This is a genomic window from Candidatus Thiodiazotropha endolucinida (assembly GCF_001715975.1).
GTDB lineage: Bacteria > Pseudomonadota > Gammaproteobacteria > Chromatiales > Chromatiaceae > Thiodiazotropha > Thiodiazotropha endolucinida.
Map to the genome: position 1 here is coordinate 20358 of NZ_MARB01000010.1, position 23693 is coordinate 44050.

Sequence of the window (23693 nt, forward strand, 5' to 3'; positions counted from 1 at the left end):
AACATAGTACAAACCCAAGATGAGAGAGTTATGCGTAAGTCGGAGCGAAAACTTTTTCCGGCTCATCAACAGGACCGTTCTCGCCCCAGTAGGGGGAGAGCTTGCGCAGTTGTTCAACGATCGGCGGCACCGCCTCAATCACCCGTTCCACGTCTTCCATGGTGTTGTAGCGTGAGAGGGAGAAACGCACCGAACCGTGAGCTGCGGTAAAAGGGATATCCATGGCCCGCATGACGTGGGAAGGTTCCAGGGAACCGGAGGTGCAGGCCGAGCCACTGGAAGCGGCAATGCCCATCTTATTGAGCAGCAGCAGAATCGCTTCGCCCTCGATGTATTCGAAAGCGATGTTGCAGGTGTTGGGCAGACGGTTGTTGGGGTCCCCGGTGACAAAGCAGTGGGACACCTTTTCCAGGATACCCCGCTCCAGTCGGTCACGCATCGCCCTGACAAAACTCTTCTCATAATCCATCGCCTCCAGCGCCATCTCGCAGGCCCTGCCCAGACCGACAATGGATGCGGCATTTTCGGTACCTGCCCGACGTCCACGCTCCTGGTGGCCGCCCCGCAACAGAGGACGGAAACGCACGCCACGACGCAGGTAGAGCACGCCGATACCTTTGGGTGCGTGGAGCTTGTGACCGGAAAGGGAGAGCATATCGATGTTGGTCTCCTTCAGGTTGATAGGCAGTTTGCCCACGGCCTGCACCGCATCGGTGTGGAACATCACCCCTGCAGAGCGGGCCATCTCAGCCATCTCCTCCACCGGAAAGAGCGTACCGCTCTCGTTGTTGGCCCACATGACGGAGACGATGGCCACGTTGTCGGAGAGCAGCTTGTAATACGCCTGAATATCCAGGCGCCCCTTCTTGTCCACCTTGAGATAGTGAACGGTGTAGCCCTCCTTCTCCAGGTGCTCACATAGCGTGAGGACCGCCGGGTGTTCCACCACGGTCGTGATGATCTCCTTACGATCGGGCTGCGCCTTCAATGCGGAGAGAATGGCGGTGGAGTCCGACTCGGTACCGCACGAGGTAAAGATGATCTCGGAGTCATGTTCTGCGCCCAGTAGCGTCTGAACCTGCTTACGCGCCTGCTTCAGGGCACGCCCCACCTTGTCGCCGAACTGGTGCAATGAAGAGGGGTTGCCGAACTGCTCGGTAAAGAAGGGGAGCATCGTCTCCACCACCTCCGGCGCCACCATGGTAGTGGCGTTGTTATCGAGATAGATTCCTTCAGCCATGGTTCAACCTCCCATTGCCGCGCGGCGTGCCAGCTCTTCAGCGGGGAGCACCTGGATGAACTCGCCGAGCCCTTCAGCCAGGTGGGACTGGATACCGCCCAGGGTGGTGGCCGCCATCTGACAACCGGCACAGGCGCCGGTCATCTTGACGAAGATGTCGCGTCCGTCCACCTCGATCAGCTCAACGTCACCATTATCACGCTGCAGGTTGGGGCGGATCTCCTCGAGCAGTTCCTCGATACGCCTCATCCGCTGCAGGTTGGTCAGGTCCGACTTCGGTTTCTTGATCTCACCGGCCACTGCGGTGGGGTCGAAGGTTTCTCCCCTTTCGGCCAGCACCTTGGTAAGAATCTCCTCGATCCCTTCGTGGCAGGATGAACAGCCGCCGCCTGCCTTAGTGTAGTTGCTCACCTCTTCAACGGTACGCAGGTCATTGGCACGTACCGTCTCTTCAATCATCACCTCATCCACGGCAAAACACTTGCAGACAAGGGCGCCCTCTTCATGGTCATCCTTCCACACCTCACCGCGGTAGTTGGCCACCGCCGCCTGCAACGCTTCCCGGCCCATGACTGAGCAGTGCATCTTTTCAGGTGGCAGCCCATCGAGAAAGTCGGCGATCTCCTGATTGCTGACATTGAGAGCGTCATCGATCTTCATGCCCTTGATGATCTCCGTCAGCGCCGAACTTGAGGCGATGGCGGAACCGCAGCCGAAAGTCTGGAAGCCGGCATCGAGGATGGTCTCGCTCTCCGGATCCACCTTGAGTGTCAACCGCAACGCATCGCCGCATGAAAGAGAACCCACGTCACCAACGGCATTGGCATCATCCACTGCACCGGCATTGCGGGGGTTATAAAAGTGTTCCTGAACTTTTTCCGAATAGTCCCACATTGTGCTTCTCCCGGTCAGGCGGAAAACGATTTGCCACAGCCACAGCTGGCAGTTGCATTCGGGTTTTCAAACTTAAATCCGCTCCCTTCCATCGTGTCGAGGAAGTCTACGGTGATTCCGTTGAGCATCGGCGCGCTATTGGGGTCGATAAAAATTTTCAGCTCACCGAGCTCGACAATGGTGTCGTCATCCTTCGCGCTCGCCTCCAGAGACACACCGTATTGCATCCCCGAGCAACCGCCGCCCGTAACCGAGATCCGAAGACCGGCAACCGGTGTTTCGGAACCCTTGATGAATCGGCTCACCGCCTTCTGTGCGCTTTCAGTGAGTGTCAGCATGATCTTTGTCTCCATGGCAAATGTTTTGCATCGCTAGTTGACGTAAGGCGTTGCAAAGCCTGTGCCACGACATTGGAATCTGCCTTACACACTGAATTAATTGAATATTTTAAATTTCCTTCACAACCGGGAAATGTTGTAAGCACGACAATCCGCAGGAGATTGGCTGGTAACAAACCGTACAATGGAGCACGACAATGAATCTTGAAGATCTGCAACCGGGCGACGTGGTGTTCGCTGCCAGCCACATCTTTAACGATGGGGGTATACCCGATGTCCCGGCGGATGAACTGCTGGCCTGAAGAGCTGAAAACAGCCAACTGATTTCAGCACGTCCGGGGCTTGTTAAGCCCTGTTAATAGTAATCCAATCGGTCCTAGTAGAGTGAAAATGGACCGGGGCGCTGTTGTCCCAGCCAATCGCCGCCAGGTATGACGGGGCGTCCGTTGCGGACTCCCCGGTAGGTATAGATCCAAGCACTGCCCCATGGGGTCGGGATGAGCTTACGGTTGTACAGCCTGGGGTAGTCTTCGAGCCGGTCGAGCTGCGTGAACTGCTGACCGTTCACCCGGTAGATCTCGCCGACGATGGCCGTGTTGCCACCCTCCACGACGCCGGGATAGGCACCCAGGTGGATCATCCGGTACCTGGGCAGCGTCACATGCTCACCGCAATATTCTGCACCCGACATGAGATGGTGATTCACTTCACCCCGGCGCAAAGTGCCGTAGACAAAAACCCGATCACTCATAATGACCACTCATAGCCTTGAAAGACGGTGACTCCAAACGGATTCATTGGAACCAGTTAAGAGATACTGTCAAACATGCTACGCCATCAGAACACGCCGAAGAAATCACCTTCGTCATATAAATCCGTCATTCGGGATCTTGTGGCAGTGGCTGACGCGGAATGCCATTACAAGACAGAGAGGGCCCCGCCTATTCAGGCATCGGGATCAACCTGGCCTCCACCTTGATCTTCTCGTGCCTGCCCCAGGCGTTGACGGCTTCCACAAACCACTTTTCCTTTTGCGGATGCTGTCTGACGATATCCTGCTCCACGAAAAAGGTGCCGTCGGCATGAAACAGCAGCGTACCTAACTTGAACCCGCGCACATCCAGCCAGTCGCCCACCAGGCTGTATTCGCAGCTGGCCGGGTCTCGCTCCAGCCGGTATACCGCCTGCTCAGGTGATTTCAGCGCCACCTCATCTGCTGCAAATCCCAGCTTGTCCACTTCGCTGCACATGCGTTGAAAGATCTTCCGTGAGAGATCCCTGATCTTGGCCGGACGAATGGAGAGGTCTTCGGACATTGCAGCAGTCATGACGCAATCAGCCCCAGAACTCCTTGGACATCTGTAGGCGTGCTACCGGTTTGTCGTTCTGCAGGTGCTCGTCGAATATGGTAACCACATCCTCCTTCTGCACTCCGCCGTACATCACCCCCTCGGGATAGACCAGCACCGACGGTCCTTCACTACAGGGGCCGAGGCACCCTGTCGTGGTGATCTGTACCTTCTCGAACAACTGCTTCTCCTGCAGATGCCAGAAGAACTCCTCGGCAACCTCGGTGCAGTTTTTCTGACCGCAGGAGGGACGGGGATGACCCAGCGGGCGGCTCTGGGTGCAGACAAAGACATGCTTTTCAGGTTTTGCCATTACCGTCACCTCACGCTGCAGCTGATTGAGGTTCGTGACTGAAACACTTCTTGGGACAGATGCGTGCACAGGAGCCACAACCGATGCAATCCATGGCGTTCTTCAGACTCATCACCATCGCGGTGTCATCGGAGAAGCCATCATCATCGTCATCGTAGTCGTCATAGTCGTCGTACTCATCGGCCTCCAGTCCCGGCACATCCTCGCGCTCGACCAGGTCGAATACCTCTCTGGGGCAGACCTTGAAGCAGCGACCGCAGCCGATGCAGTTGCCTTGATCGATCTCCATGACAAAGGCCGGCGTGTACTCTTCACCGCCACGGGTCACACTTGTAATGAAACTCATCGTACTTCCTCAACTCATCTCTGTTTCAGCGGCCCTGAAGGCGGCGTCGGCCTCCGACCATGCCTTGCAGGCGTCATAGGTCGCCTGCGCCATCGCCGGGATCTCTTCAAAGGCGCCGGGCAGCCGATCCTCGACCAGGTCGTGAAGCTCGCCCGCCTTCTCGGTGGCGATACGCTTGGCCTTTCTGACCGCTTTTTGCATCGCTTTCAATTCTTCTTCAGTCATCTGCCCGCTCCCTACATACCGGCCACTTTCGGATACTGCCCGACGATCTCCAGGGCCACCGACAGCAGCTTGTCCGCCTCGTCCTTCATCTTGGAGAGTGTTGGAAAACCAAAGCGGTGAACATCGCGCAGAGTCCTGTCCATCACCACCAGTTTACCCACGGTGATAATGGCGCGACCAAAACCTTCATGGGTCAGGTTGAGCATCGGCACCGCCATCAGGCCGCACTCTTTCTCGATCATGGCAGAGAGGGCGTTGTAGAACGCCTTGACCCGTGACATGACGATCTCATCAGGATCACCCACTACAGGAATCTCCTGCTTCTTCTCTTTGGTCAGCACGAATGGGTCGAGGATTTTCTCCACCGGCCACTCATCGTAGGTACCGTAGGTATCCACAGCACGCATCTGGCGTACCATCTCTTTGGCAAAGTCGGTACCCAGTACCGGATCTTCGTTGCTGATCGCCAATGCCGCTTCGTTCATCGTTCAACTCCTGTTCAATCTAAAATTCATAACGCCGTAATCTGTTGTACTGGGGAGAACGCCACGTCGCTTGAGACGATACGCAACAGGCTGGGCCTGAACCGCCGGCGCGTTCCTTGCCTTGAGGTGTGCCAGCGAACCAGCACAAAGCCGGCAGCCAGTCCGACAATGGCAAGCAGGGCCTGAGCGCCTTCATCGACACCCATCACATTACCCGTGGCCGACACGGCAAACATCGCCAGCAACGGAAACAGGTAGGCCCAAACCGAAGCCCTCACCAACAACTCGTCGGGGATGTCGACGACGACCCTGTCCCCAACTTCGGCACAGAGGGTGTTCTCCAGTTTGAGCCGGTTGCGCTTCATGCCGAACAGTTTCGACACCACCGAAGTGGTGCAGCTGCTGCCACACTGGGAACAACCCGTGCGCGACCGCGTCTCCACCCACAAATAGTCAGTGTTGGCTTCGACAACCATGGCACTCTCTTCCAGCATCGCCCCTACTCCTCCCAGCCTTCCTCTTCCATCTTGTCGAAACGCGCCGGGTCCACAGGCATAGTGCTGGCGATCGCCTTGGCCAGCCAGCTGCCGGGGCCCTGGCGCAGTTCTTCCTGCAGGTTTTCGAGCAGCTCCCGTATCTCGGAACCCGGTGACACCTTCACCGGCTGTATCCCCTGGGCCTTCAACTGCTGAATCGCCGATGCGCCCACGGCCTGGCTATAGACGGCGATGCACCCATCAAGCGCCGCGATCTTTGCAGCCAGCTTGTCTTCGTTGCCATCCATGGCCAGTGCGCCAAACTCGCTGGCCTCGACGAAGCAGACCTTATCCCGGTCCACCGCATAGATGGCGAATGACTGAGCCGCACCGAAGTGCTGATCCACGTGCTTCATGTCACTGGTGGCAAAGGCCACCTTGAGGGCCGTCGTCATCCACTGCTCCTCAGTGTTGCAGCCCACCAGCTGAAGTCGCCGCTGTAGCGTCATGGGTGCTCTCCCGGTATTCAGGTTTCTGGGCATAGATGGAGCGGTAGGGCTGTATCTCGCCCTTCTCCAGGCTGAGTATGATGTTGGCGATATCGAACAGGGCCTGGCGGGTACCGCGATAACCGATCCAGCACTTCTGATAACCGCCCAGGGTGTCGTACTGCGGGAAACCGGCGCGCAGCAGCGGAATGCCCAGACGCTGTGCACTCTCCACACCATGGGAATTTGCAATCAACAGCTCCGCCCCGTCAGCTTGCGCCATCCTCTCCAGGTCTTCCAAGTCCCCCACCTTTACCTTTTCGGCCGGCACCTGTTGGAGCACCGGCGCATTGACCGGCGACACAGCGGTAACCGTTTCGGCCCCCACGCCTTGAAGCATCTGACTGAACGCATTGAGCAGGTCGGGATCGGCCGCCACCGCAATGCGCGCCATGCCAGTCATGAAGTGGCAATCCAACATGGCGTCCTGCAGCTGTGCACGCTGCCGTTCCAGTTTCTCAGGCACCGGCTCACCGGAGATCTGGCGCAGGGTGTCGAGCAGCTGATCCACGGCATCCAGTCCCATCAGGCGGTCGAGTCGATGGTCCGGCACACCGGTGAGCTTGTGCAGTTGGTCGGCCGCCTTCCACATGGAGCGTCCGATGACCAGGGTCGCCTTGGCATCTCCCAAGGTCGGCAGCTCGGTAACATCCGTTCCGCCGATGGTCAGGGGCGAGAAATCCTGCTTAACCAGGTGACCATCGAGGGAGTCCGACAGATCGGGAATGACAACCGGACGCAGGCCGAAGGATTCGATGATCTCCTTCAACTCCTCCAGGTCTCCGGGAGTCAGGAAGGATCCCACCAGCACGTTTACTTGCCGACGGCGTCTGCCCGGTTGTGTACCGGCATCCCGGGCCGCCGGGACCGTAGTCGTGATGATCGCCTCCACCGCTTTAGCAAAGCCGGTCTCGAGACAGCCGGTATAGTCGGGGGTGGAGACGGGTACCACGGGTATGGCATCGAACTCGGGATGTTGCTTGCGGAACATCTTCAACGCCATGTTCACATCGCTGCCCTGGGTTTCCGAAAGTCCGGTGGTCGGCACGCCGAGCAGTGAAGGCTTACTCTTGCCCGCAATGGTTGCCAGTCCCTCGACAATACTCTCCTCGGAGCCCATCACCGTGGTCACCTGGTCCATGGCCGTGGTCTGCAGGGGAATCGGTTCACGGAAGTGGCGCACGAAAAACACCTTGCCGAAGGCGGTACAGCCCTGGGAGCCGTGAAGCATTGGAATGGCACGGTTGAAACCGAGAAAGGCCAACGCCGCACCGATGGTCTGGCTCGCCTTCAATGGACTGACGGAGAGGGCTTTGTTACGTTTGATGATTTCGGGCATCACGCCATCTCCTCAGCATGTTTCTTGCGATGCCAGGGGGCCGGCTGGCGTACCGCCGGCCATACCGGGCTGTCGATGGTCAACACCAGTTGGCGCGCCAGCTCCACCATGCCCTCGTATCCGGCATAGCCGAATTCGCGCTCCTGGTTGATATCGAGAAAGGGAATTCGCGCCTTTAGGGCGGTGTACATATTGCGTCCTCCGGCGATCAGCACATCCACACCGTTGTTTCGCACCATATCGATCAGCGCACGGGGATTGCCCTCTTCCAGCATCACCGCATCCTTGCCCATCAGTTCGCGGATGCGCGCCTTATCCTCTTCGGTGGACTTCTTGGTGCCGGTGGCGACCACTTCCATGCCGAGATCCTGCAAAGCCGCAATCACCGACCAGGACTTCACCCCACCGGTATAGAGCAGTACTTTTTTACCGCTGAGCTGTGCACGCCAGGGATCGAGCTTCTCACTGATTTGTCTCTCTTCCCGCTCGATCAACGCTTCAGTGCGCCGGGTAAGATCCGGGTCGTCGATCAAGCGGGCAAAATCTCGCAATGCCTGGGAGACATCGCGTACGCCGTAAAAACTGCCTTCAAACCAGGGGGTCTCGAACGCCTCCTGTAACTTGCGGGCGACATTGATCATCGCCTTTGAGCAGACCATCATGTTGACCTTGGATCGGTGCATGGTCTGCACTTCGCGATAGCGTGCATCGCCAGAGAGCGTACAGAGCACCCGCAGCCCCAGTTCATCCAGCAAGGGCAGCACATGCCAGAGTTCACCAGCGATGTTGTATTCGCCAACCAGCGCAATATCATGCACTTCGATACCCTCACGCTCTACCGAAGTTGGCAACGGATCAGGTTCACGGGTACCGCACACGTACTTCACCATGGCCTCGCCCGCGATGCGATTGCCCAGGTTCTTGGTGCCGTAAAAACCGGCACAGTCCACGGGCACTACGGGGGTACCCCAGCGCGCTTCCGCTGCCTTGCAGACGGCACCGACATCGTCACCGATCAACGCAGGGACGCAGGTGTTGTAGACAAAAACCGCTGGCGGTGAATAGCTGTCTATGGCCTGCTTGATGGAGTGGAAGAGACGCTTCTCGCCACGCCCCATGATCACGTCCTGCTCGGTCAGGTCGGTGGTCATACCAATACGGAACAGGCGGCTGCCGCTGGAGCGCGTGCCCCGGTTATCCCAGGAACTGCCCGCACAAGCGATGGAGCCGTGAACGATGTGCGCCACATCGGCGACAGGCAGCAACGCGATCTGTGCCCCGTCGAAGGCGCAACCTCCGGCGGTTGCCCCGGGCTTGGGCTTGGCACAACCCGACTTGGCTTTCTTGTTGTGCGCACAAGCCGGTTCGTCCAGCAGGGCCGCGATATCTTTCTGCTTCATGGTATGGCATGACTCGTTGTCTACATTGCCATATCTGTTGCAATGCGCATGCCACCCATGTAACAGATTGTTTTGTTTATATATTTAAGGTTTTTATCTTTGTCGTGTTTGTAACAATGTCGAGTGGAGTGAAGTATCTGCGACTAAGAGAGTGGATTAACCAGCTCATCGGCCTATCAAGTGTGAGCAAGATTACCGCATTGTCGAAAAGACACCGACTGATCCACTACCCAGCTCAATATCGTTTCCGGTAAATCCTGTACCGGGGCAACAGAAACAGAGGGTGATGACTCACCATCAAATACAGCATCGATTGCGTAAGAAGAGAGAGGTAAAAAAGCTGTGAGGCGCTTGTCCGGTTCTAGCGCCTAAACGCCATAAGGCTTCGCCTCCCACTCCCTCAGCACTTTGAGATCACGCTTGGGCAGATAGTCGTAAGCACCCATCAGGTCCTGCAGTACCGCATCGGCCAAGGTATAGTTCGATGCCGCGCTGCCCAGCATCATGAAATACCAGGCAAAGGGATAGCCCAGGACTCTGTCGTAGCCGTGTACGGCATTGGCCAGTTCTGCACCACTGAGACGATTGGCAGACGGCAGATCCGGCAATTGCCCCGAAAATACACTGACCGGTTTGGTATTGATGCGTGTCTCACCGTCCCTATCGGTAAACTCACGCAGGGCTAGCACCCAGTGTCTACAGAAGGGTTCACTTTCGCATGCGCTACTTGCCATCCAGTCCTTGAAAAAACGCTGCAGTTTCTGGTGCGTACCGTTGCCCGTTGGTTGCTCGGTAACCAGCTTGTCTATGGGTGTCATACGGCGAAAGCGGTAGTAGGATCTGCCGATCGGTTCCGGTTCGAGGCGCGGGTAGTCCAGAGGATCGAGAAATTCATCAATGCTGTCCGGATACCAGTCGCGCTCCACCAGGGGACGGTCGACCACCTCTTGTAGTTCTTCGATTTCCAACTGCATGAACGCTTGCGGGTCTTTACCGGTGGGTGCGGTGAAGTAATGGGTATTGCCGGCAAGGCGGGTAGCGAAATAGCCCAGTCCCAGGTACTTGCTGACCAGGTTGTCCACGTCACCCTGGGACTCTCGCTCTGCCCAGTGAGAGATATTGTCACTCACCTGCCGGTAATCGCCATCCACCACACCGCCCAGGCGATGCCAGTTGCCACGGCTCAACACACACTCGAATGGAAATTCAGGCATCAGCGCTTTGAGTTTTGCCTTCAGGCCGTCGATGCCTTCAGCGGTATCACCCGCTTTGCAGAGCAAATTAAGCTGTTCGATACGGGTGAGCATAGCCTCCATCAACCTGCCTCCCGGTCCTGGTCCACATAGTGACGGTTCAGCCACCACTCTTGTGCCATGCGATGAGCTGCTGTCGCTTCGGTTTCCAACCCAAGGCCCTTGATCAGCATGGCCAGGGTACCGACCACTGCAGCTTCGCCGTAGCGGTCCTCTTCCTCACCCTCCCATACGGCGCGGAAATGGTTGAGATTGAGGCGGTCCGGCTTTACCTCACTGCCGGTCCTGTACAGGCAGTCCCATGAGTCCTGCCAGCACACGCCATCGCTGATACCGTAGAGCGCCACGCTGCGGTCGGGAATGCGTTCGAACTCACCACCCTCCCCTTTACATACGAGTAGATTGGGTTGTTCCAACAGGGCGGCGGCCTGTTGATGGATCTCGGCAAAATTGGGGTGAAATACGCCTATCACCGAGAGCGGAGCGGCTAAGGGGTTGAGCATGCGGGCAACCGTATGCAGCGGTGGCCTGAGGCCGAAGATCTCGCGCGTGGTGAGCAGTTCTGCGGTCAACGGCGACAGCTTGCTGACAGGGAGGTAGCTGAAGCCGGTTTGCTTTATCTGCTCACTGGCTTCCTGTAGAGACCCGGCGGTATCCATGTCCAGGGCATCCAGGGCCAGGGGCACATAGACTCTCTCATCGCTGCGGCTCATGCCGTGCATCAACACCGGGTAGCCGCGCCCGGCCATCACCAGCGCCGCCAGCACGAACCAGGGCAGTTGGCGTCGCTTGCCTGCATAGGCGGCCCAGTCCACAGCGGGTTGAGAGCCTGAACCGTAACCTGGCAGGCTCTCTCTCAGCGCCTGGGTAAACCCTGCGATCTCTTCCGCGGTCTCCTCTTTCACCCGCATCAGCATCAGAAAGGCGCCGATCTGTTCCGGTTCAACGTCGTAGCAAGCGATCATCTGCATCGCTTCGTAGGCCTGCTCGCGGGTGAGGGATTGCATACCATTACGGCCTTTGCCCAGGATCTGAATGTATTTCGCGAAAGGATGCATAAGTGTGCTACCTTCTGTATCAGTTCATTCCGTCTTTAGTCGCTCTTTAACCGCCGTCCGGACATCCTCGTCTTCGTCGTCGATCAAGGCACCGAGTCGGCTCAGCGGGGCGCGCTGGATAGCGGTAAGCCGTACGCGCCAATCACCGTCATGCAGTAAGGGTTCGAGATAGTCGGAGTCGACACGCTCGGCCACCACCAGGCGGATCTCTACCGCCTCGTCGTCGATCATCAGACCCAGGCTCTCATCGGGTAGCCTGCCGGCCACGGTTTTACGCACTTCACGGTCGGGATCCTTGATCATGCGGAACAGCCGACCCGGCTTGAGCCGTTTGGCCACATACTGGCGTACCAGACAGTCCTCGTCGGTCACCAACTGCTCCAACAGGTTTTCGGGCAGCCTGTCTGCAACGGTAATCCTGACCTCGCGATCGGGATCAGTAATCAGCGGCCCCAGGTTTTCAACCGGCAGGCGGTAGGCCAACACACGACGGACCACCTCGTCAGGATCGTCGATCATCTGCAACAGGTGCTGTTGGGACAGGTAGCGTGCAGCGATGGCACGCCGCTCCCAAAATTCGTCGCCTGCGTAGTGCTCTGCCAGGTCGGGGTTGATGTTGAAGAAACGTGCGATCTGCCTGCCGCTGGAGGCCCTGACACAGACATCCCCCGGGGTGCAGCGTCCCGCGCGAAGGCGGTCGCTCCTGTGGGGACAGCGCGCACAATCCGCGACGGGGGTGACATCCTTCTCCTCCATCACGGCAGCGTTCATACGTCCTCGATCTCGGCGACCACCAGACCGCTCGCAACCTCCATATCCTGAGTAAATCTGAGGCAGTGGTTGCTGCTGTCCACCAGGTAGAGGTTGAATCCAGCGTGCTCGTATACGGGGCGTGCACCGATGACGTCGTCATCCATGCAGTAGGTGAAATGGATATCGCTGTAGCGCTTGCGCAGTTGCTGGTCGACATCGCCGGCGATGACGGGCTGGTTGCTCAGCCACTCGCCAATCTCCTGAAATTGCTGCTGGTTGATCACGCCGTCGCCTCCTCCTGTTCAAAACGGATGCGCTCTTCGGGGCTCTGCCCCATGACCTTGGCGAGCCATGGCGGCGCCTTGCTGCCGATCACCGCTTGCAGCTTTGTGATCTCGTCAATGGCTGGTCCCATCTGGGGTTTCTTGATTGGGTGCGCGCCTACCCTGACCATCTTGGCCGCAGCAGGGCCACCAATGGAGGCAACGAACAGTACCTGGCAGTCAGCAATCAGTGAGGCACGATAGCCGTTCTTGTCACCATCGGCCTGGGTATCATCAATTTCGCGAATCTCTATCAGGCGGTTTTCCTTATCGGAGACCTGGTAGATAAGAAAGCGTTTACAGGAGCCGAAGTGGCCATCAAGCATCTCACCCTTGTTCGAAGCACAGGCGACACGGATACTGCCAGGCATGTCGCCATCACTGTAGGCCGAAACTTCTGGCAGGGGCTCCGCACTCAGTGAGGTCTCTCCCTTGAGATAACCAAGAGCACTCTTCAAAGCGGTGGTATCAACATCAGCGAGCTCACCGTCACGAGCGGACTTCAGCGCCTTGACAGTCAGCCCAGATAGTTTCTTATCAGTGGGAGGCAAACCAATCGCATCATCCAGCACGCTGAGCATTCTGGCGGCATTGGTGTCCGGCAGTTCACGGACTGCCAAACCAATTCGGAGTGCGATGTCGTTACTGATGGCGGATGCATTCATAGAGAGGCTCCTGAATATCTGGTTCGAATGAAAGCTATCTTCCTAGCTCTCACCCCAACCCTCTCCCCTGTTTTGGGGAGAGGTTGATCATGATGATTAAGCTGGAATAATGCAGTCGTCTTCCATGCAGACATCGAGGCACTGGGGTACGTCAAACTCATCTTCGCACTCGGTGCAGCTTTCCGCCTCGATCATGTAGACACCCTTGAAAGGCTTGATAGAGTTGGTGGGACACACCGGCTCGCAATCACCGCATGCAGTACAAACTTCTCTTACAATCGCTAAGGCCATGATTGGACTCCTTCAAATAGATTCAGGCACGTTTGAAACGTAGGGTTGTCGGGAACGACGGCCGCGGAGTGATGGGATCGATGTAGTACTTGGAGCCATCGGTCAGCTCCACTTCACCGCCCCAGGCGTCCTCGGTATCGGTTTCGACGTGGGCAATCTCGTCTTCCTGATCCTTCTTGGCGATGTAGAAGAGAAGCGCGCCACCGTCTTTCACACGTATCATCACATTGGGCATAGGTTGCTCCTTTGGACTGCGGGTCCGGCAGTAACCGGACCCGCATGACTGCTGACAGGTCGATTAACGAACCAGGTCGTAGTTGTAGTCGGTAGTACCCATGCCACGGGTCTCTTCATCGAGACGCTCCAGTACGCTGTTGACCAGGGTCTTCAGCATGTAGATAGCACCCTCGTAACCCAGGGTGGTGTCACGATGCATGTGGTGACGATCGAAGATCGGAAAACCGATACGTATCAGCGGTACCTCATGCTCCTTACCCTTGTGCAGGGTGTCGCGCTGGATGAACTTGCCGTAGGAGTTACCGATCATGAAGTCCGGCTTGTTGGTGAACATCAGTGAACGGAAGTGCCACAGATCCTTACCGATGTGAACTTCGCTGTTCTGACCATAAGGAGACTCGGAGAGAACTTTCTCCATCGCCTTCTTCCAACGCTTGTTGGCGTGGTTGCAAAGAATCTGTGTCGGCTCCGCACCGAGCTCCATCAGGAACTTCGCCATACCCATGACGAAGTCGGCATCGCCGTAGAGACCGAACTTCTTGCCGTGCAGCCAGGCGTGGCTGTCGGTCATCATGTCCACCAGAATGCCGCGCTCGCGGGTCAGGGACTCGGAGATCGGCTTGCCGGTCAGTTCGGAAACCTTCATCAGGAAGGCGTCGGTGGCTTCCAGACCCATGGGGATCTGCACGTCGGTAGCAGGCTGCTTCCAGGTGTTCTTGGTGAACTTGCGGCTCTTTACCGACTGCCAAGGCTGCAGGAACAGTGTGTCGATAGCGTTGGGGGCATCCTTCACCTCGTCGATGGTGGTGCCACCGTCAAACATGCGGTACTCGCCGTCAGCGGGCGTATCCAGCACCTCGCTGGGATCGCACAGCAGGCTGTACTCGACACCCATCTCTTCCATCATGCGTTTCATCACACGATAGTTGCCCAGGTAGGTCTCGAAGCCGGGCACGATGTTGATCTTGCCGTTGCTGCCCACCTCTTTGTCTTCCATGTGGTTGAGAGTGAAGTAGCGCTGGATGCCCTCGAACATGTTGTCCCAGCCGGTGGTGTGAGAGCCGACAAAACTGGGGGTATGGGCGAAAGGTGTGGGGAAGTCCTGTTCGATGTGGCCTTCCTTTTTGGCGTTGCCGATGAAGGCGTTGAGGTCGTCACCGATAACCTCGGCCATGCAGGTGGTGGATACCGCGATCATCTCGGGCTTGTAGAGCGCCTTGGCATTCTCCAGGCCGTCGAACATGTTCTTCTGTCCGCCGAATACCGCCGCGTCTTCGGTCATGGAGTCAGACACACAGGCCACCGGCTCCTTGAAGTGACGGTTGAAGTAGGTACGGAAGTAGGCCACGCAGCCCTGTGAACCGTGTACGTATGGCAGGGTCTTTTCAAAGCCTAAAGCACAGAGCACGGAACCCAGAGGCTGACACGCCTTGGCCGGGTTTACGGTCAGCGCTTCACGGTTGAAGTTGATCTCCTTGTACTCTTCGGTGGTGGTCCACTGAAAAGTCGCTTCGATCTTGTCCTGGGGGACCTTCTCTTCGAACAGCTCCTGTTTGTTCTTCAGGGTATCGGTGTACTCCTCCTGACGAAACAGGGGATAACTCGGTTTAATGTCGTCTACAACTTGACTCATGATCTCTCTCCTCCCGCGCCACCAATCTGTGGACTAGCGGGTCAGATGAATTGAATAGATTGTTCCTGGTCGCAGGTTGGGCTTGGCCCAACCTGCGTTCCACAGGATCAGGCCCCGGCAGCGGCAGCCTCAGGCGTTTCCTCGGTCTTCAACCAGGGCGCCTGGATCTTGCTCCAGCAGGGGTTGTTCAGGGTCATGTCCATATCACGGGCGAAGATGGCGAAGCCGTCATAGCCGTGGTAAGGACCTGAATAATCCCAGGAGTGCATCTGGCGGAAGGGTATGCCCATCTTCTGGAAGATGTACTTCTCCTTGATCCCGGAGCCAATCAGGTCTGGCTTCACCTTCTTGACGAACTCTTCGAACTCATAGCCGGTGACGTCGTCGTAGATCAGGGTGGCGTTACCCATCTCCTTGATGGTGCGGTCGTAGTCGTCGTTGTGGGCGAACTCGTAACCGGTACCGACCACTTCCATGCCCAGATCCTCGTAGGCGCCGATAACATGACGGGGACGCAGACCACCCACGTAGAGCATCACCTTCTTGCCTTCGAGACGGGGGCGGTACTTAGCGATAACCGCTTCGTACTCGGCCTGGTACTTCTCAATCACCTTCTCTGCATTGGCCTGGATGGTCTCGTCGAAGAAAGCCGCAATCTTGCGCAGGGACTCGGCGATCTTGGTGGGACCGAAGAAGTTATACTCCATCCAGGGAATACCGTACTTCTCTTCCATGTGACGGGAGATGTAGTTCATGGAGCGGTAGCAGTGAATCAGGTTCAGCTTGGCTTTGGGTGTGTTCTCCATCTCGGCCAGGGTGCCGTCACCGGACCACTGGGCGATCACGCGCAGACCCATCTCTTCCATCAGGGTACGGGATGCCCAGGCGTCGCCACCAATGTTGTAATCACCGATGATGGTGACATCATAGGGAGTGGACTCGAAGCTGGTGTCACCGTCACGGTTGCCCAGCACCCAGTCGCGCACGGCGTCATTCGCAATGTGATGCCCCAAAGACTGGGACACCCCACGGAAGCCTTCGCAACGGACGGGGACAACCGGTTTTTCGATCTCTGCGGTGGTCTTCTTGGCGACCGCTTCGATGTCGTCACCGATCAGGCCGATGGGACACTCGGACTGCACGGTAATGCCCTTGTTCAGGGGAAACAGCGCTTCGATCTCTTGCATGATCTTGGACAGCTTCTTGTCACCGCCAAAGACGATATCCTTCTCCTGGAAATCGGAGGTGAAATTCATGGTGCCGAAAGTGTTCACACCGGTGGTACCAACATAGTAGTTACGACGACCGGCACGGGAGTACTGGCCGCAGCCCACGGGACCGTGTGAGATATGGATCATGTCCTTGATAGGACCCCATACCACACCCTTGGAACCGGCGTAGGCGCAACCACGGATGGTCATAACACCAGGCAGGGACTTACGGTTGGAGGTGATGCACTTCTTGGATTGCTCAACCTCTTGATCGTTGACCGTGAGATGCTTCGCACGATCCTTCTTGGCTTTCTCTGGATAGACCTCAAGCACCTCTTGAATAAGGGCTTCGGTCTCTTCGCGTGTCATAGCTGACATAATGGTCTCCTTCTCCTGCCACCACTAATCTGTGGATGCACAGGCTATGGAAATAACAGTGAACTGGTTTGTACCGGCTACCGGGGCGGCCGGTACATTACTGACAACCTGATCAGGCTTCGGCAGCCGCGGTCTGGCCGACGATGCTCTCGTCTTCCTCTTCCATGATGCCGAACTCCATGAGCAGGTCTTCCAGCTCATCCATGGTGCAGGGCTCTGGGATAACCAACATCTTGTTGTCGATGACCTTCTGCGCCAGGGTACGATACTCATCGGCCTGCTTGTGAGTCGGGTCGTACTCGATCACTGTCATACGGCGAATCTCAGCACGCTGTACCGCGTTATCGCGGGGAACGAAGTGGACCATCTGGGTACCCAGCTTGGCAGCCAGCGCTTCAATCAGCTCATCTTCACGATCGGTGTTACGGGAGTTACAGATCAGGCCGGCAAGACGCACGCCGCCGGAGTTGGCGTACTTCACGATACCCTTGGAGATGTTGTTGGCGGCATACATGGCCATCATCTCACCGGATACGACGATGTAGATCTCCTGGGCCTTGTTCTCGCGGATGGGCATCGCAAAGCCACCGCAAACAACGTCACCCAGCACGTCGTAGAAGACGAAGTCGAGGTCGTCTTCATAGGCGCCCTCTTCTTCCAGGAAGTTGATGGCGGTGATGACGCCGCGGCCGGCACAACCGACACCCGGCTCGGGACCGCCGGACTCGACGCACTTGATATCGCCGTAACCGGTTTTCAGCACATCTTCCAGCTCCAGGTCCTCAACGGTACCTGCTTCGGCAGCCATCTCCATGATGGTGTTCTGCGCCTTGGAGTGCAGAATCAGACGGGTGGAATCCGCCTTGGGATCGCAGCCGACGATCATGACCTTTTTACCCAGTTCAGCAAGACCTGCTACCAGATTCTGGGTCGTGGTAGACTTGCCGATACCACCTTTGCCGTAGATTGCACATTGACGCAGTGCCATGTTGATTCTCCTTACACATTTAACAAATCAGTTTGTGACTGAATGGTATGAATTCATTCGACAAGCATCAGTGAGCAAAGGGTGTGCCAAAAAATAATAATCTTCTTAATTTATTGTTTTTATTGATTTATACAGTTTATTGCAGGGCTGTTTCCGAAGTCAGGTTTACGACAAACCCCGGTTAAATGTATGGATGAAAACAGACAACAGACCACGACATCGGCCTCCCTTCCCGCCCATGCGCGTCTGCCCATCAACCACTGCAATCTGCCCTCGGTGATCCTTGGCAGCCTCACCTTCCAGCACCACCCCACACCGCTGCGCCTGGATGGCGTGGAGCAACTGCATGCCGCGCTGTTCGAGAGTCTCGATCCGGTTGCGGATGCCGATACCCGGGCCGGACATTTCATGGACTATATGCGTTCGGGCTTCCTGCTGGACAATCTCGATGAGGCGGGATTCGATGAACAGAAGCGCGGCATTAAAAGAGGCAAGGCAGACTACCTTCGAACACTTCGTGGCTGGTTGTTCGATGCTGACGGCAAGGAGGCCGCTGTGCTTAAGAGCTGGGTCGAATCACGGTTCGGGCTGCTGCCCCTGAATCACAGGGGGCCGTTGGGCGTTGGCGCGGAAGACAACTACCACGCCTACCTGTCGGCCCGAGCCAAAGGGCTCTACAACACCAATGCCCTGGAGTCACAACTCGACCTGCTCTACAGCTACTGTCAATACGAAGTGACCAGGCAATATCCTAGTGAGCACCACGTCACCCTCTACCGGGGCATCAACCGTATCGATGAACACGAAATACTGCATCAACCCGCCAAGGACGTTTATATCCTAACGCTGAACAACATCAATTCTTTCAGCAGCAATCGGGAACGGGCGGATGAGTTCGGTGACTATATCCTCGAGGTCAAAATACCGCTCACAAAGCTACTCTATTTTCCCGGACTGCTGCCCAATGCCCTGAAGGGCGAAGAGGAGTACCTGGTGATTGGTGGTGTCTACGAAGTGAAGGTGAGCTTGCTTTAGCCTGTATTTCTCACACCTGTTCTTAGCGAGATGGCTTCATGGCTCATATCACATTCAGAATGTGAATGGATGACATGGTCGATTCAAGAAATGGATGGGATTTTTCGAGGCATCGTCACCAAATACCTAGGTAACTACACGGCTTGGAGTAAGACATTAGACAGGTATCCAAATCTAACCGTAGAACATCTTTTTCTTTCTGCACAGTAGCAATACCAAGATCAAGTCTTTTTGTCTCTTTACGGCCAGTAGCGGAAGATTCAACTGTATATGCATAAGAAATCTTGCGCTGAAAAGCAGACCTAATTTTTGCAGTGCAATAGACTGTAGGTTACCCACAGAGTGAACTAAATAAGTAAACTGTCACCGGAATTCTCCCCAGACCGTCGTCCTCGATAAAACCTATGCGAGCCCCCGGCATAGCCGGTGGTTTACACAATTCAATTAAATTGTTAAATGTGAAATGGAAAATTCCACAGTCTCACGAGCCATAGCCCGATACGCTTGAGAGAAAAGTAGACCGCTCTATTGAGAAATACTTGATGGCAACCTAAACGGATACTGCTTACGGATCCGTGTTGTACACTGATCACAGATCTATTTTACTCGGATAGGACAGTTTTACATTAAAGGTGCTTAGTGTGAATTTGTTCTATATCCTTATTTCTTGATCTAGCGCATTGTAAATAATGTATATATTTAGATCATTGATGCTGGGAGGCGGCATATCAACAGAATTCCTATTTTTCCAGTTTGTTACTTAGTTGGAAATTAGGTGATGGAGTAAATGCTCTATTACTAGTCACTGTATTTGAAGTGCTGCTTTTGGCCCTGATATGGTATTGGAAGACATGTAAAAATCAGTTAGAGCTATTGAAACTCAACAACAGAGTTAATAATAACTAAAAAAAGTTTTATATATATTGCATATTTCTATGGGTAGATGTCAGAAAATATACAGGTATTAAATATCTACCAATGTATATGAATACCATACTATAACTCGAATTGAAGGATTCAAAATGAGAATTACAGTTTTATTAATCATAATACTATTATCTTTTTATGGATGTTCGACGGGGGAGAATGAACCGTCCAAAAAAATGATCATAGATTCATTGGAGGATATATTACCAGGCTATATAAAAATAAAAGATATTCATATTGAAATATCTAAAAATATACGTAGTCGCGTAGAGCCTTTAATTAGATCTAGATTTTCAGCTGATGCAATTTTGGAAAGTGACTTTGTCCACAGGGATAAATATAAAGACAAATACGGTGAAAATTTTAAAATCTACGGAATATCCAAATCAGATTACAACTTAAACAAGTGGCAGATTGGTTTTGAAAAAATACAAATCGAACAAAAATTTTATGGTTCTCCGCTTTACACAGAGTCACTGATGGGTGGCTGGGAAGGTGTGTATGTGTGTGGAGGTGAGGAAAGAGGGCTTAAGTTACGAATTTATAGTACAGAAAATAAGAAAGTAGAAGCTTTATTTAATTTTTACCCTTTAACTAAAGAATCTAAATTTAAAGTAGGTTCATTTATGATGAAAGGTTCTGTATATAATTGGGGTGGATTTAAATTTACTGCGGAGAAATGGATTGAAAGACCAAAAAATTACCACACATTAGATTTAAAAGGACAAATAGATAGTTCAGGTAGTAAGCTAATAGGAACAATACCATTTCAAAATAATTGCTCAACATTCGAATTAACAAAAACCATGGGCGGATGAAGATAGGTGACACCCATATTATAACATTGATATCTCGTTAACTTGTGAGTAGTAAATCAAGTGTCTGCGGTCACCAAAGTAAAGTAGCAAGAAATTGAAAAAATAAACTCAATAACTGCAATAACCGGGGACCAATAAACGGGGACAGACCACGGTTTCCTTAGTCAGCTATAAGCCTAACTCCGGACCTCGTGTCAAGGCGGCGTCAACATCGCCATTGGTCGCATAGTTGACGTTCTTGATGACCCACATGGCTACACGAATTTCAACACTTCACGGTAACAGAACCAAAAAGAATGTGTTGTATAAGGCTGCAGCATACACAAATAATGTACTGAGAAAGGGCAATACCCACTTATCACTTATTTCGTTATCGAAATGGATAATTTGATCAGCCACTTCGTAGAAACCGACTCCGCACCTGGCACCTCTTCTAAAATAACTAAAAAACAACAATTCTCTGCCACTATTCATGCCTACCGGGTCATTCGGATAAATAAAGCAACAGTTAGAGCGCACACAGTTCCGTGACAACTCAACAACAACCCAGCAATTGTCAGAAACCTTACACACCGAATCACGCATAACCGAATGTTTCCATAGTCTTTCTTCACTTGGCCTGGCTCTTGCAATGGGTAGTGGCAACCATCGATCAAAGGAGCCCGAAAATGCCCGAGTCAAGTTTGCAGGCACTAGTCAGCGGTATCGCCGCAGGTGAGATCGTGCCCTATCTAGGTCCAGGCGCCCTGAAAAGCGCGCGCAATGTTGAAACCGGTGAACCGATTCCTGCAGACAGTGACAGCCTGATTCTCGCCATGAACAACGGCAAACCCATGGCGCCACGTCTCATGTATGAATTTCCTCGAGCAGCCATGGATATCGAACTGAAACGCGGACGCACCGCACTGCACCGTTTCCTGGAATCCACCTATAGTACGACCCAGTGGACCCGCGCGCCGATTCACGATTGGCTGGCTGGCATCAAGCCATCCTATGTCATCGACATCAATCGCGACACCCAGCTCCAGGACAGCTACGCCGATACGCCCCATACCCTGATACGCGGCATTGCCCGCGTGGGTGGTACTGATTACCGTTTCTGCATCCATCACTACGACGGGGAAACCTACTCCGAAAACGAAATCGCACAGGACGAGGTCGATACCAGCCTTCCCATACTGTTCAAACCCATGGGCAGTCCCAAGCCTGATCCGACCTACATCGCCTCGGATGCAGACTACGTTGATTACATTACCGAGCTGATGGGCGGATTCGCCATACCCGATTTCGTCAAGAAATATCGCATTGGCAAGCAGTACCTCTTCATCGGTCTGCGTATGACCCGTGACACCGAACGCATGGTGCTGTCAGACATGATCTACGCCGCATCCGAGCCCAAGGGTTGGGCATTGATCCCCGCACCGAATGATAAGGAGCGCCGTTTCTGCAAACGTCTGGGCATCGAGATCATCGAATCTGATGTGGAAGATCTTCTTGCAGCGGCTGCCGAAACCTTTGCCGAAGGAGCAGCCTGAGCATGGGGAAGTTCGTACCCTGTCAGGGTAAGCACGCCTGTCGCGACAATGAGCTTAGCTGCCTTACCTGTGGACGGGGACTACATGAAATCGAAAAGCTTCGACTACTGATGGATCAGCTCGCATCACTGGCCATTGACTATGACTACGAGAATGTTGATGAGTACAGCAGTTACGTAGCCAGGAAGCTGGAGAAGATGATTGTCTATCGGCGGGATAACGAACAGACAGGCTGATATCCATTATATACAAGGATAATTACATGACTCTTCTGATCGACCCTGACAACCCGCGTTATTACCTCGAGTTTGATTCAATGGACAAGACCCATCTCGAATTCATCGAGCTGGTCAATAAACTGGGTAGTGCTGACAGGGAAGCGTTCAAAACTCTATTCGAGCAGCTTGTGGCGCACACCAATGCCCACTTCAAAGCCGAGAACAAACTGATGTATGAAAGCGGCTTTCCCGCCATACGAGAACATATAGGGGAGCATGAGCGCATCCTGGGCGATCTGAACCGAATGGAAATACGGTTGGCCTCTGGCAATACATTGCTTCCACGTGCCTATGTAAAAGATCACCTGCCAGGCTGGTTTGATCTGCATGCACAAACCATGGACAGCGCGTTGGCAGCACACCTAAAAACCCAACCACAAAATACGAATCGAATTGACAGCTGAACATTCAACCTGAAATTCTCATTGGAATACTGCCCTTATGGTTCCAAATCAGCCGGACATGTCCGCCAATTTCAGAAGCGCAAGGGTCTGACCGTGACAGGCAGCTTTCACATCCTTGTTCAAAGCCTTTAACCAGTAACCGGGAATCGCATCGACACCGTAGAACGCACCAGCCAGCATACCGGCAATGGCACCGGTGGTATCGGCATCCCCTCCCCGGTTAACGACGTCGACAAGAACCGATTCAAAATCATCATTATTGAAAAAGGACTGAAATACCGCCTGCAGGGTTTCAACGATCCATCCGCTCGGATTTTCTACCTGTCTGCGGTCAAAGCGGTAAACACGGTGATTTTCCACCAAGCCATTTGCGATATCGAACAGCGCCTGTTTCGACGCGTTTTTGAAAGCCATGCACAGCATTTGCAGAAGCGCTTCGGTGCCTGCATCGGCCTGGCCATTGTGGTGAGTAATATGGGACTGGGTACGCGATGCAACGAAAAGTTTATCCCATCCGGCATTCCAATAGGCAATGGCCACCGGCAATGATCGCATACAGGCACCGTTCCCTGCATCGAACTTATTTTCTGGGACCGAAGTTTCTCCGCTGTTGCGGTAGTGGACGATTCCCCGTCTGACGGTGTTGCCAATATCCACCGGTTTGCCGCGCATCCATTGACTGAATGCTTCTGCAACCGCTTTGGCCTCGACTTTACCGCTTTCGATGATCGACTGACCCAACGCCAGGCTCATCTCGGTATCGTCGGTCACCTGACCGGGTTTCAGGCGCAGCCAGCCGCCTCCGCAAATCCTGTCGTGAACACCGTGTTTCTCCCTGATCTCCCTGGGAGTGAGAAACTCTGTTGTGGCACCCAGAGCATCACCGACTGCAAGTCCCAGGTAGGCCCCAAATGCTCGCTGCTCCAACGTTATATCTTTTCCCGCTACATGCC

At 54.5% G+C, this 23693-nt stretch carries 30 protein-coding genes; 6 read left to right on the plus strand and 24 right to left on the minus strand.

From position 1 onward, the window contains the following. Window positions 1-28: 28 nt before the first annotated feature. Genes nifS through CODIS_RS09795 form a run of 3 tightly spaced genes read right to left on the minus strand, consistent with a single transcriptional unit; the run spans window position 29 to window position 2472 of the window. Window positions 29-1240: a cysteine desulfurase NifS gene (gene nifS, locus CODIS_RS09785; protein WP_069124634.1), complete on the minus strand. Its 1212-nt coding sequence runs from the start codon at window positions 1238-1240 to the stop codon at window positions 29-31. A 3-nt stretch (window positions 1241-1243) separates the two neighbouring features. After that, window positions 1244-2134 carry a Fe-S cluster assembly protein NifU gene (gene nifU / locus CODIS_RS09790; protein ID WP_069124635.1) on the minus strand — a complete coding sequence of 297 codons (891 nt, stop codon included), beginning with the start codon at window positions 2132-2134 and terminating at the stop codon, window positions 1244-1246. 14 nt (window positions 2135-2148) lie between these two features. After that, window positions 2149-2472: a HesB/IscA family protein gene (locus CODIS_RS09795; protein ID WP_069124762.1), complete on the minus strand. Its 324-nt coding sequence runs from the start codon at window positions 2470-2472 to the stop codon at window positions 2149-2151. A gap of 197 nt (window positions 2473-2669) precedes the next feature. On the opposite strand from CODIS_RS09795, the gene CODIS_RS20950 reads away from it, so the two are divergent. After that, entirely contained in the window at window positions 2670-2774 is a 105-nt protein-coding gene (locus tag CODIS_RS20950) for a nitrogen fixation protein NifZ (RefSeq protein ID WP_154723079.1), read from the plus strand. A gap of 74 nt (window positions 2775-2848) precedes the next feature. Here the strand turns inward: CODIS_RS20950 and CODIS_RS09800 are convergent, their stop codons facing one another. The 20 genes from CODIS_RS09800 to nifH all read right to left on the minus strand — a co-directional run bounded on the left by CODIS_RS09800 (window position 2849) and on the right by nifH (window position 17743). Continuing rightward, a complete protein-coding gene (locus tag CODIS_RS09800) occupies window positions 2849-3223 on the minus strand; it encodes a gamma-glutamylcyclotransferase family protein (protein WP_069124636.1) in 375 nt (124 codons plus the stop codon). 190 nt (window positions 3224-3413) lie between these two features. Next, entirely contained in the window at window positions 3414-3800 is a 387-nt protein-coding gene (locus CODIS_RS09805) for a hypothetical protein (RefSeq protein WP_154723080.1), read from the minus strand. A 7-nt stretch (window positions 3801-3807) separates the two neighbouring features. Further along, window positions 3808-4134 (minus strand): (2Fe-2S) ferredoxin domain-containing protein, encoded by a 327-nt coding sequence (locus CODIS_RS09810; protein WP_069124638.1) that lies wholly within the window; start codon window positions 4132-4134, stop codon window positions 3808-3810. A gap of 10 nt (window positions 4135-4144) precedes the next feature. After that, window positions 4145-4480 (minus strand): ferredoxin III, nif-specific, encoded by a 336-nt coding sequence (gene fdxB, locus CODIS_RS09815; RefSeq protein ID WP_069124639.1) that lies wholly within the window; start codon window positions 4478-4480, stop codon window positions 4145-4147. 9 nt (window positions 4481-4489) lie between these two features. Continuing rightward, window positions 4490-4705: a CCE_0567 family metalloprotein gene (locus tag CODIS_RS09820; protein ID WP_069124640.1), complete on the minus strand. Its 216-nt coding sequence runs from the start codon at window positions 4703-4705 to the stop codon at window positions 4490-4492. A gap of 11 nt (window positions 4706-4716) precedes the next feature. After that, window positions 4717-5190 (minus strand): NifX-associated nitrogen fixation protein, encoded by a 474-nt coding sequence (locus CODIS_RS09825; protein WP_069124641.1) that lies wholly within the window; start codon window positions 5188-5190, stop codon window positions 4717-4719. Between the two features lie 26 nt (window positions 5191-5216). Then, window positions 5217-5684, minus strand: a complete 468-nt coding sequence (locus tag CODIS_RS09830; RefSeq protein WP_069124642.1) for a SoxR reducing system RseC family protein — start codon at window positions 5682-5684, stop codon at window positions 5217-5219. A 5-nt stretch (window positions 5685-5689) separates the two neighbouring features. Further along, complete coding sequence (locus CODIS_RS09835; protein ID WP_083220674.1) at window positions 5690-6175, minus strand: NifB/NifX family molybdenum-iron cluster-binding protein; 486 nt, start codon at window positions 6173-6175, stop codon at window positions 5690-5692. Further along, window positions 6132-7553, minus strand: coding sequence for a nitrogenase iron-molybdenum cofactor biosynthesis protein NifN (nifN, locus tag CODIS_RS09840; RefSeq protein WP_069124644.1), 1422 nt, complete (start codon window positions 7551-7553; stop codon window positions 6132-6134). Before nifN ends, CODIS_RS09835 begins: the two co-directional genes overlap by 44 nt. Continuing rightward, complete coding sequence (gene nifE, locus CODIS_RS09845) at window positions 7553-8953, minus strand: nitrogenase iron-molybdenum cofactor biosynthesis protein NifE (RefSeq protein ID WP_069124645.1); 1401 nt, start codon at window positions 8951-8953, stop codon at window positions 7553-7555. Before nifE ends, nifN begins: the two co-directional genes overlap by 1 nt. Before the next feature lie 368 nt (window positions 8954-9321). Then, a complete protein-coding gene (locus CODIS_RS09850; RefSeq protein WP_069124646.1) occupies window positions 9322-10269 on the minus strand; it encodes a hypothetical protein in 948 nt (315 codons plus the stop codon). Continuing rightward, entirely contained in the window at window positions 10269-11264 is a 996-nt protein-coding gene (locus CODIS_RS09855) for a glycosyl transferase family protein (protein WP_069124647.1), read from the minus strand. The genes CODIS_RS09850 and CODIS_RS09855 overlap by 1 nt, the downstream gene beginning before the upstream one ends. Window positions 11265-11288: 24 nt before the next feature. Continuing rightward, window positions 11289-12035, minus strand: a complete 747-nt coding sequence (locus tag CODIS_RS09860) for a 4Fe4S-binding leucine-rich repeat protein (protein ID WP_235615189.1) — start codon at window positions 12033-12035, stop codon at window positions 11289-11291. Next, window positions 12032-12301, minus strand: a complete 270-nt coding sequence (locus CODIS_RS09865; RefSeq protein WP_069124648.1) for a DUF6129 family protein — start codon at window positions 12299-12301, stop codon at window positions 12032-12034. The genes CODIS_RS09860 and CODIS_RS09865 overlap by 4 nt, the downstream gene beginning before the upstream one ends. Further along, window positions 12298-13005, minus strand: coding sequence for a dinitrogenase iron-molybdenum cofactor biosynthesis protein (locus CODIS_RS09870; RefSeq protein WP_069124649.1), 708 nt, complete (start codon window positions 13003-13005; stop codon window positions 12298-12300). Before CODIS_RS09870 ends, CODIS_RS09865 begins: the two co-directional genes overlap by 4 nt. 96 nt (window positions 13006-13101) lie before the next feature. Then, on the minus strand, window positions 13102-13296 hold the full coding sequence (locus tag CODIS_RS09875; RefSeq protein WP_069124650.1) for a 4Fe-4S binding protein: 195 nt from the start codon (window positions 13294-13296) through the stop codon (window positions 13102-13104). 22 nt (window positions 13297-13318) lie between these two features. Further along, window positions 13319-13531 (minus strand): putative nitrogen fixation protein NifT, encoded by a 213-nt coding sequence (gene nifT / locus CODIS_RS09880; protein WP_069124651.1) that lies wholly within the window; start codon window positions 13529-13531, stop codon window positions 13319-13321. A 63-nt stretch (window positions 13532-13594) separates the two neighbouring features. Next, window positions 13595-15166, minus strand: a complete 1572-nt coding sequence (nifK, locus tag CODIS_RS09885; RefSeq protein ID WP_069124652.1) for a nitrogenase molybdenum-iron protein subunit beta — start codon at window positions 15164-15166, stop codon at window positions 13595-13597. 107 nt (window positions 15167-15273) lie between these two features. Further along, a complete protein-coding gene (nifD, locus tag CODIS_RS09890; protein WP_069124653.1) occupies window positions 15274-16755 on the minus strand; it encodes a nitrogenase molybdenum-iron protein alpha chain in 1482 nt (493 codons plus the stop codon). Window positions 16756-16867: 112 nt separating this feature from the next. Next, entirely contained in the window at window positions 16868-17743 is an 876-nt protein-coding gene (gene nifH, locus CODIS_RS09895) for a nitrogenase iron protein (RefSeq protein ID WP_069124654.1), read from the minus strand. Between the two features lie 189 nt (window positions 17744-17932). Between nifH and CODIS_RS09900 the strand changes: the two genes are divergently transcribed. From CODIS_RS09900 to CODIS_RS09920, 5 genes are all read left to right on the plus strand, one after another. Continuing rightward, window positions 17933-18778, plus strand: a complete 846-nt coding sequence (locus tag CODIS_RS09900; protein WP_069124655.1) for an NAD(+)--dinitrogen-reductase ADP-D-ribosyltransferase — start codon at window positions 17933-17935, stop codon at window positions 18776-18778. Window positions 18779-19800: 1022 nt separating this feature from the next. Next, the gene (locus tag CODIS_RS09905; protein WP_069124656.1) at window positions 19801-20523 is read left to right on the plus strand and encodes a hypothetical protein; all 723 of its coding nucleotides are present in this window, start codon (window positions 19801-19803) and stop codon (window positions 20521-20523) included. 668 nt (window positions 20524-21191) lie between these two features. Beyond that, complete coding sequence (locus CODIS_RS09910; RefSeq protein ID WP_069124657.1) at window positions 21192-22058, plus strand: SIR2 family protein; 867 nt, start codon at window positions 21192-21194, stop codon at window positions 22056-22058. 2 nt (window positions 22059-22060) lie between these two features. Then, window positions 22061-22294, plus strand: coding sequence for a hypothetical protein (locus tag CODIS_RS09915; RefSeq protein WP_069124658.1), 234 nt, complete (start codon window positions 22061-22063; stop codon window positions 22292-22294). A gap of 26 nt (window positions 22295-22320) precedes the next feature. Further along, on the plus strand, window positions 22321-22740 hold the full coding sequence (locus tag CODIS_RS09920) for a bacteriohemerythrin (protein WP_069124659.1): 420 nt from the start codon (window positions 22321-22323) through the stop codon (window positions 22738-22740). Window positions 22741-22788: 48 nt separating this feature from the next. Here CODIS_RS09920 and draG read toward each other — a convergent pair whose 3' ends face one another. Next, window positions 22789-23667 (minus strand): ADP-ribosyl-[dinitrogen reductase] hydrolase, encoded by an 879-nt coding sequence (gene draG / locus CODIS_RS09925; protein ID WP_305782103.1) that lies wholly within the window; start codon window positions 23665-23667, stop codon window positions 22789-22791. Window positions 23668-23693 lie beyond the last annotated feature (26 nt).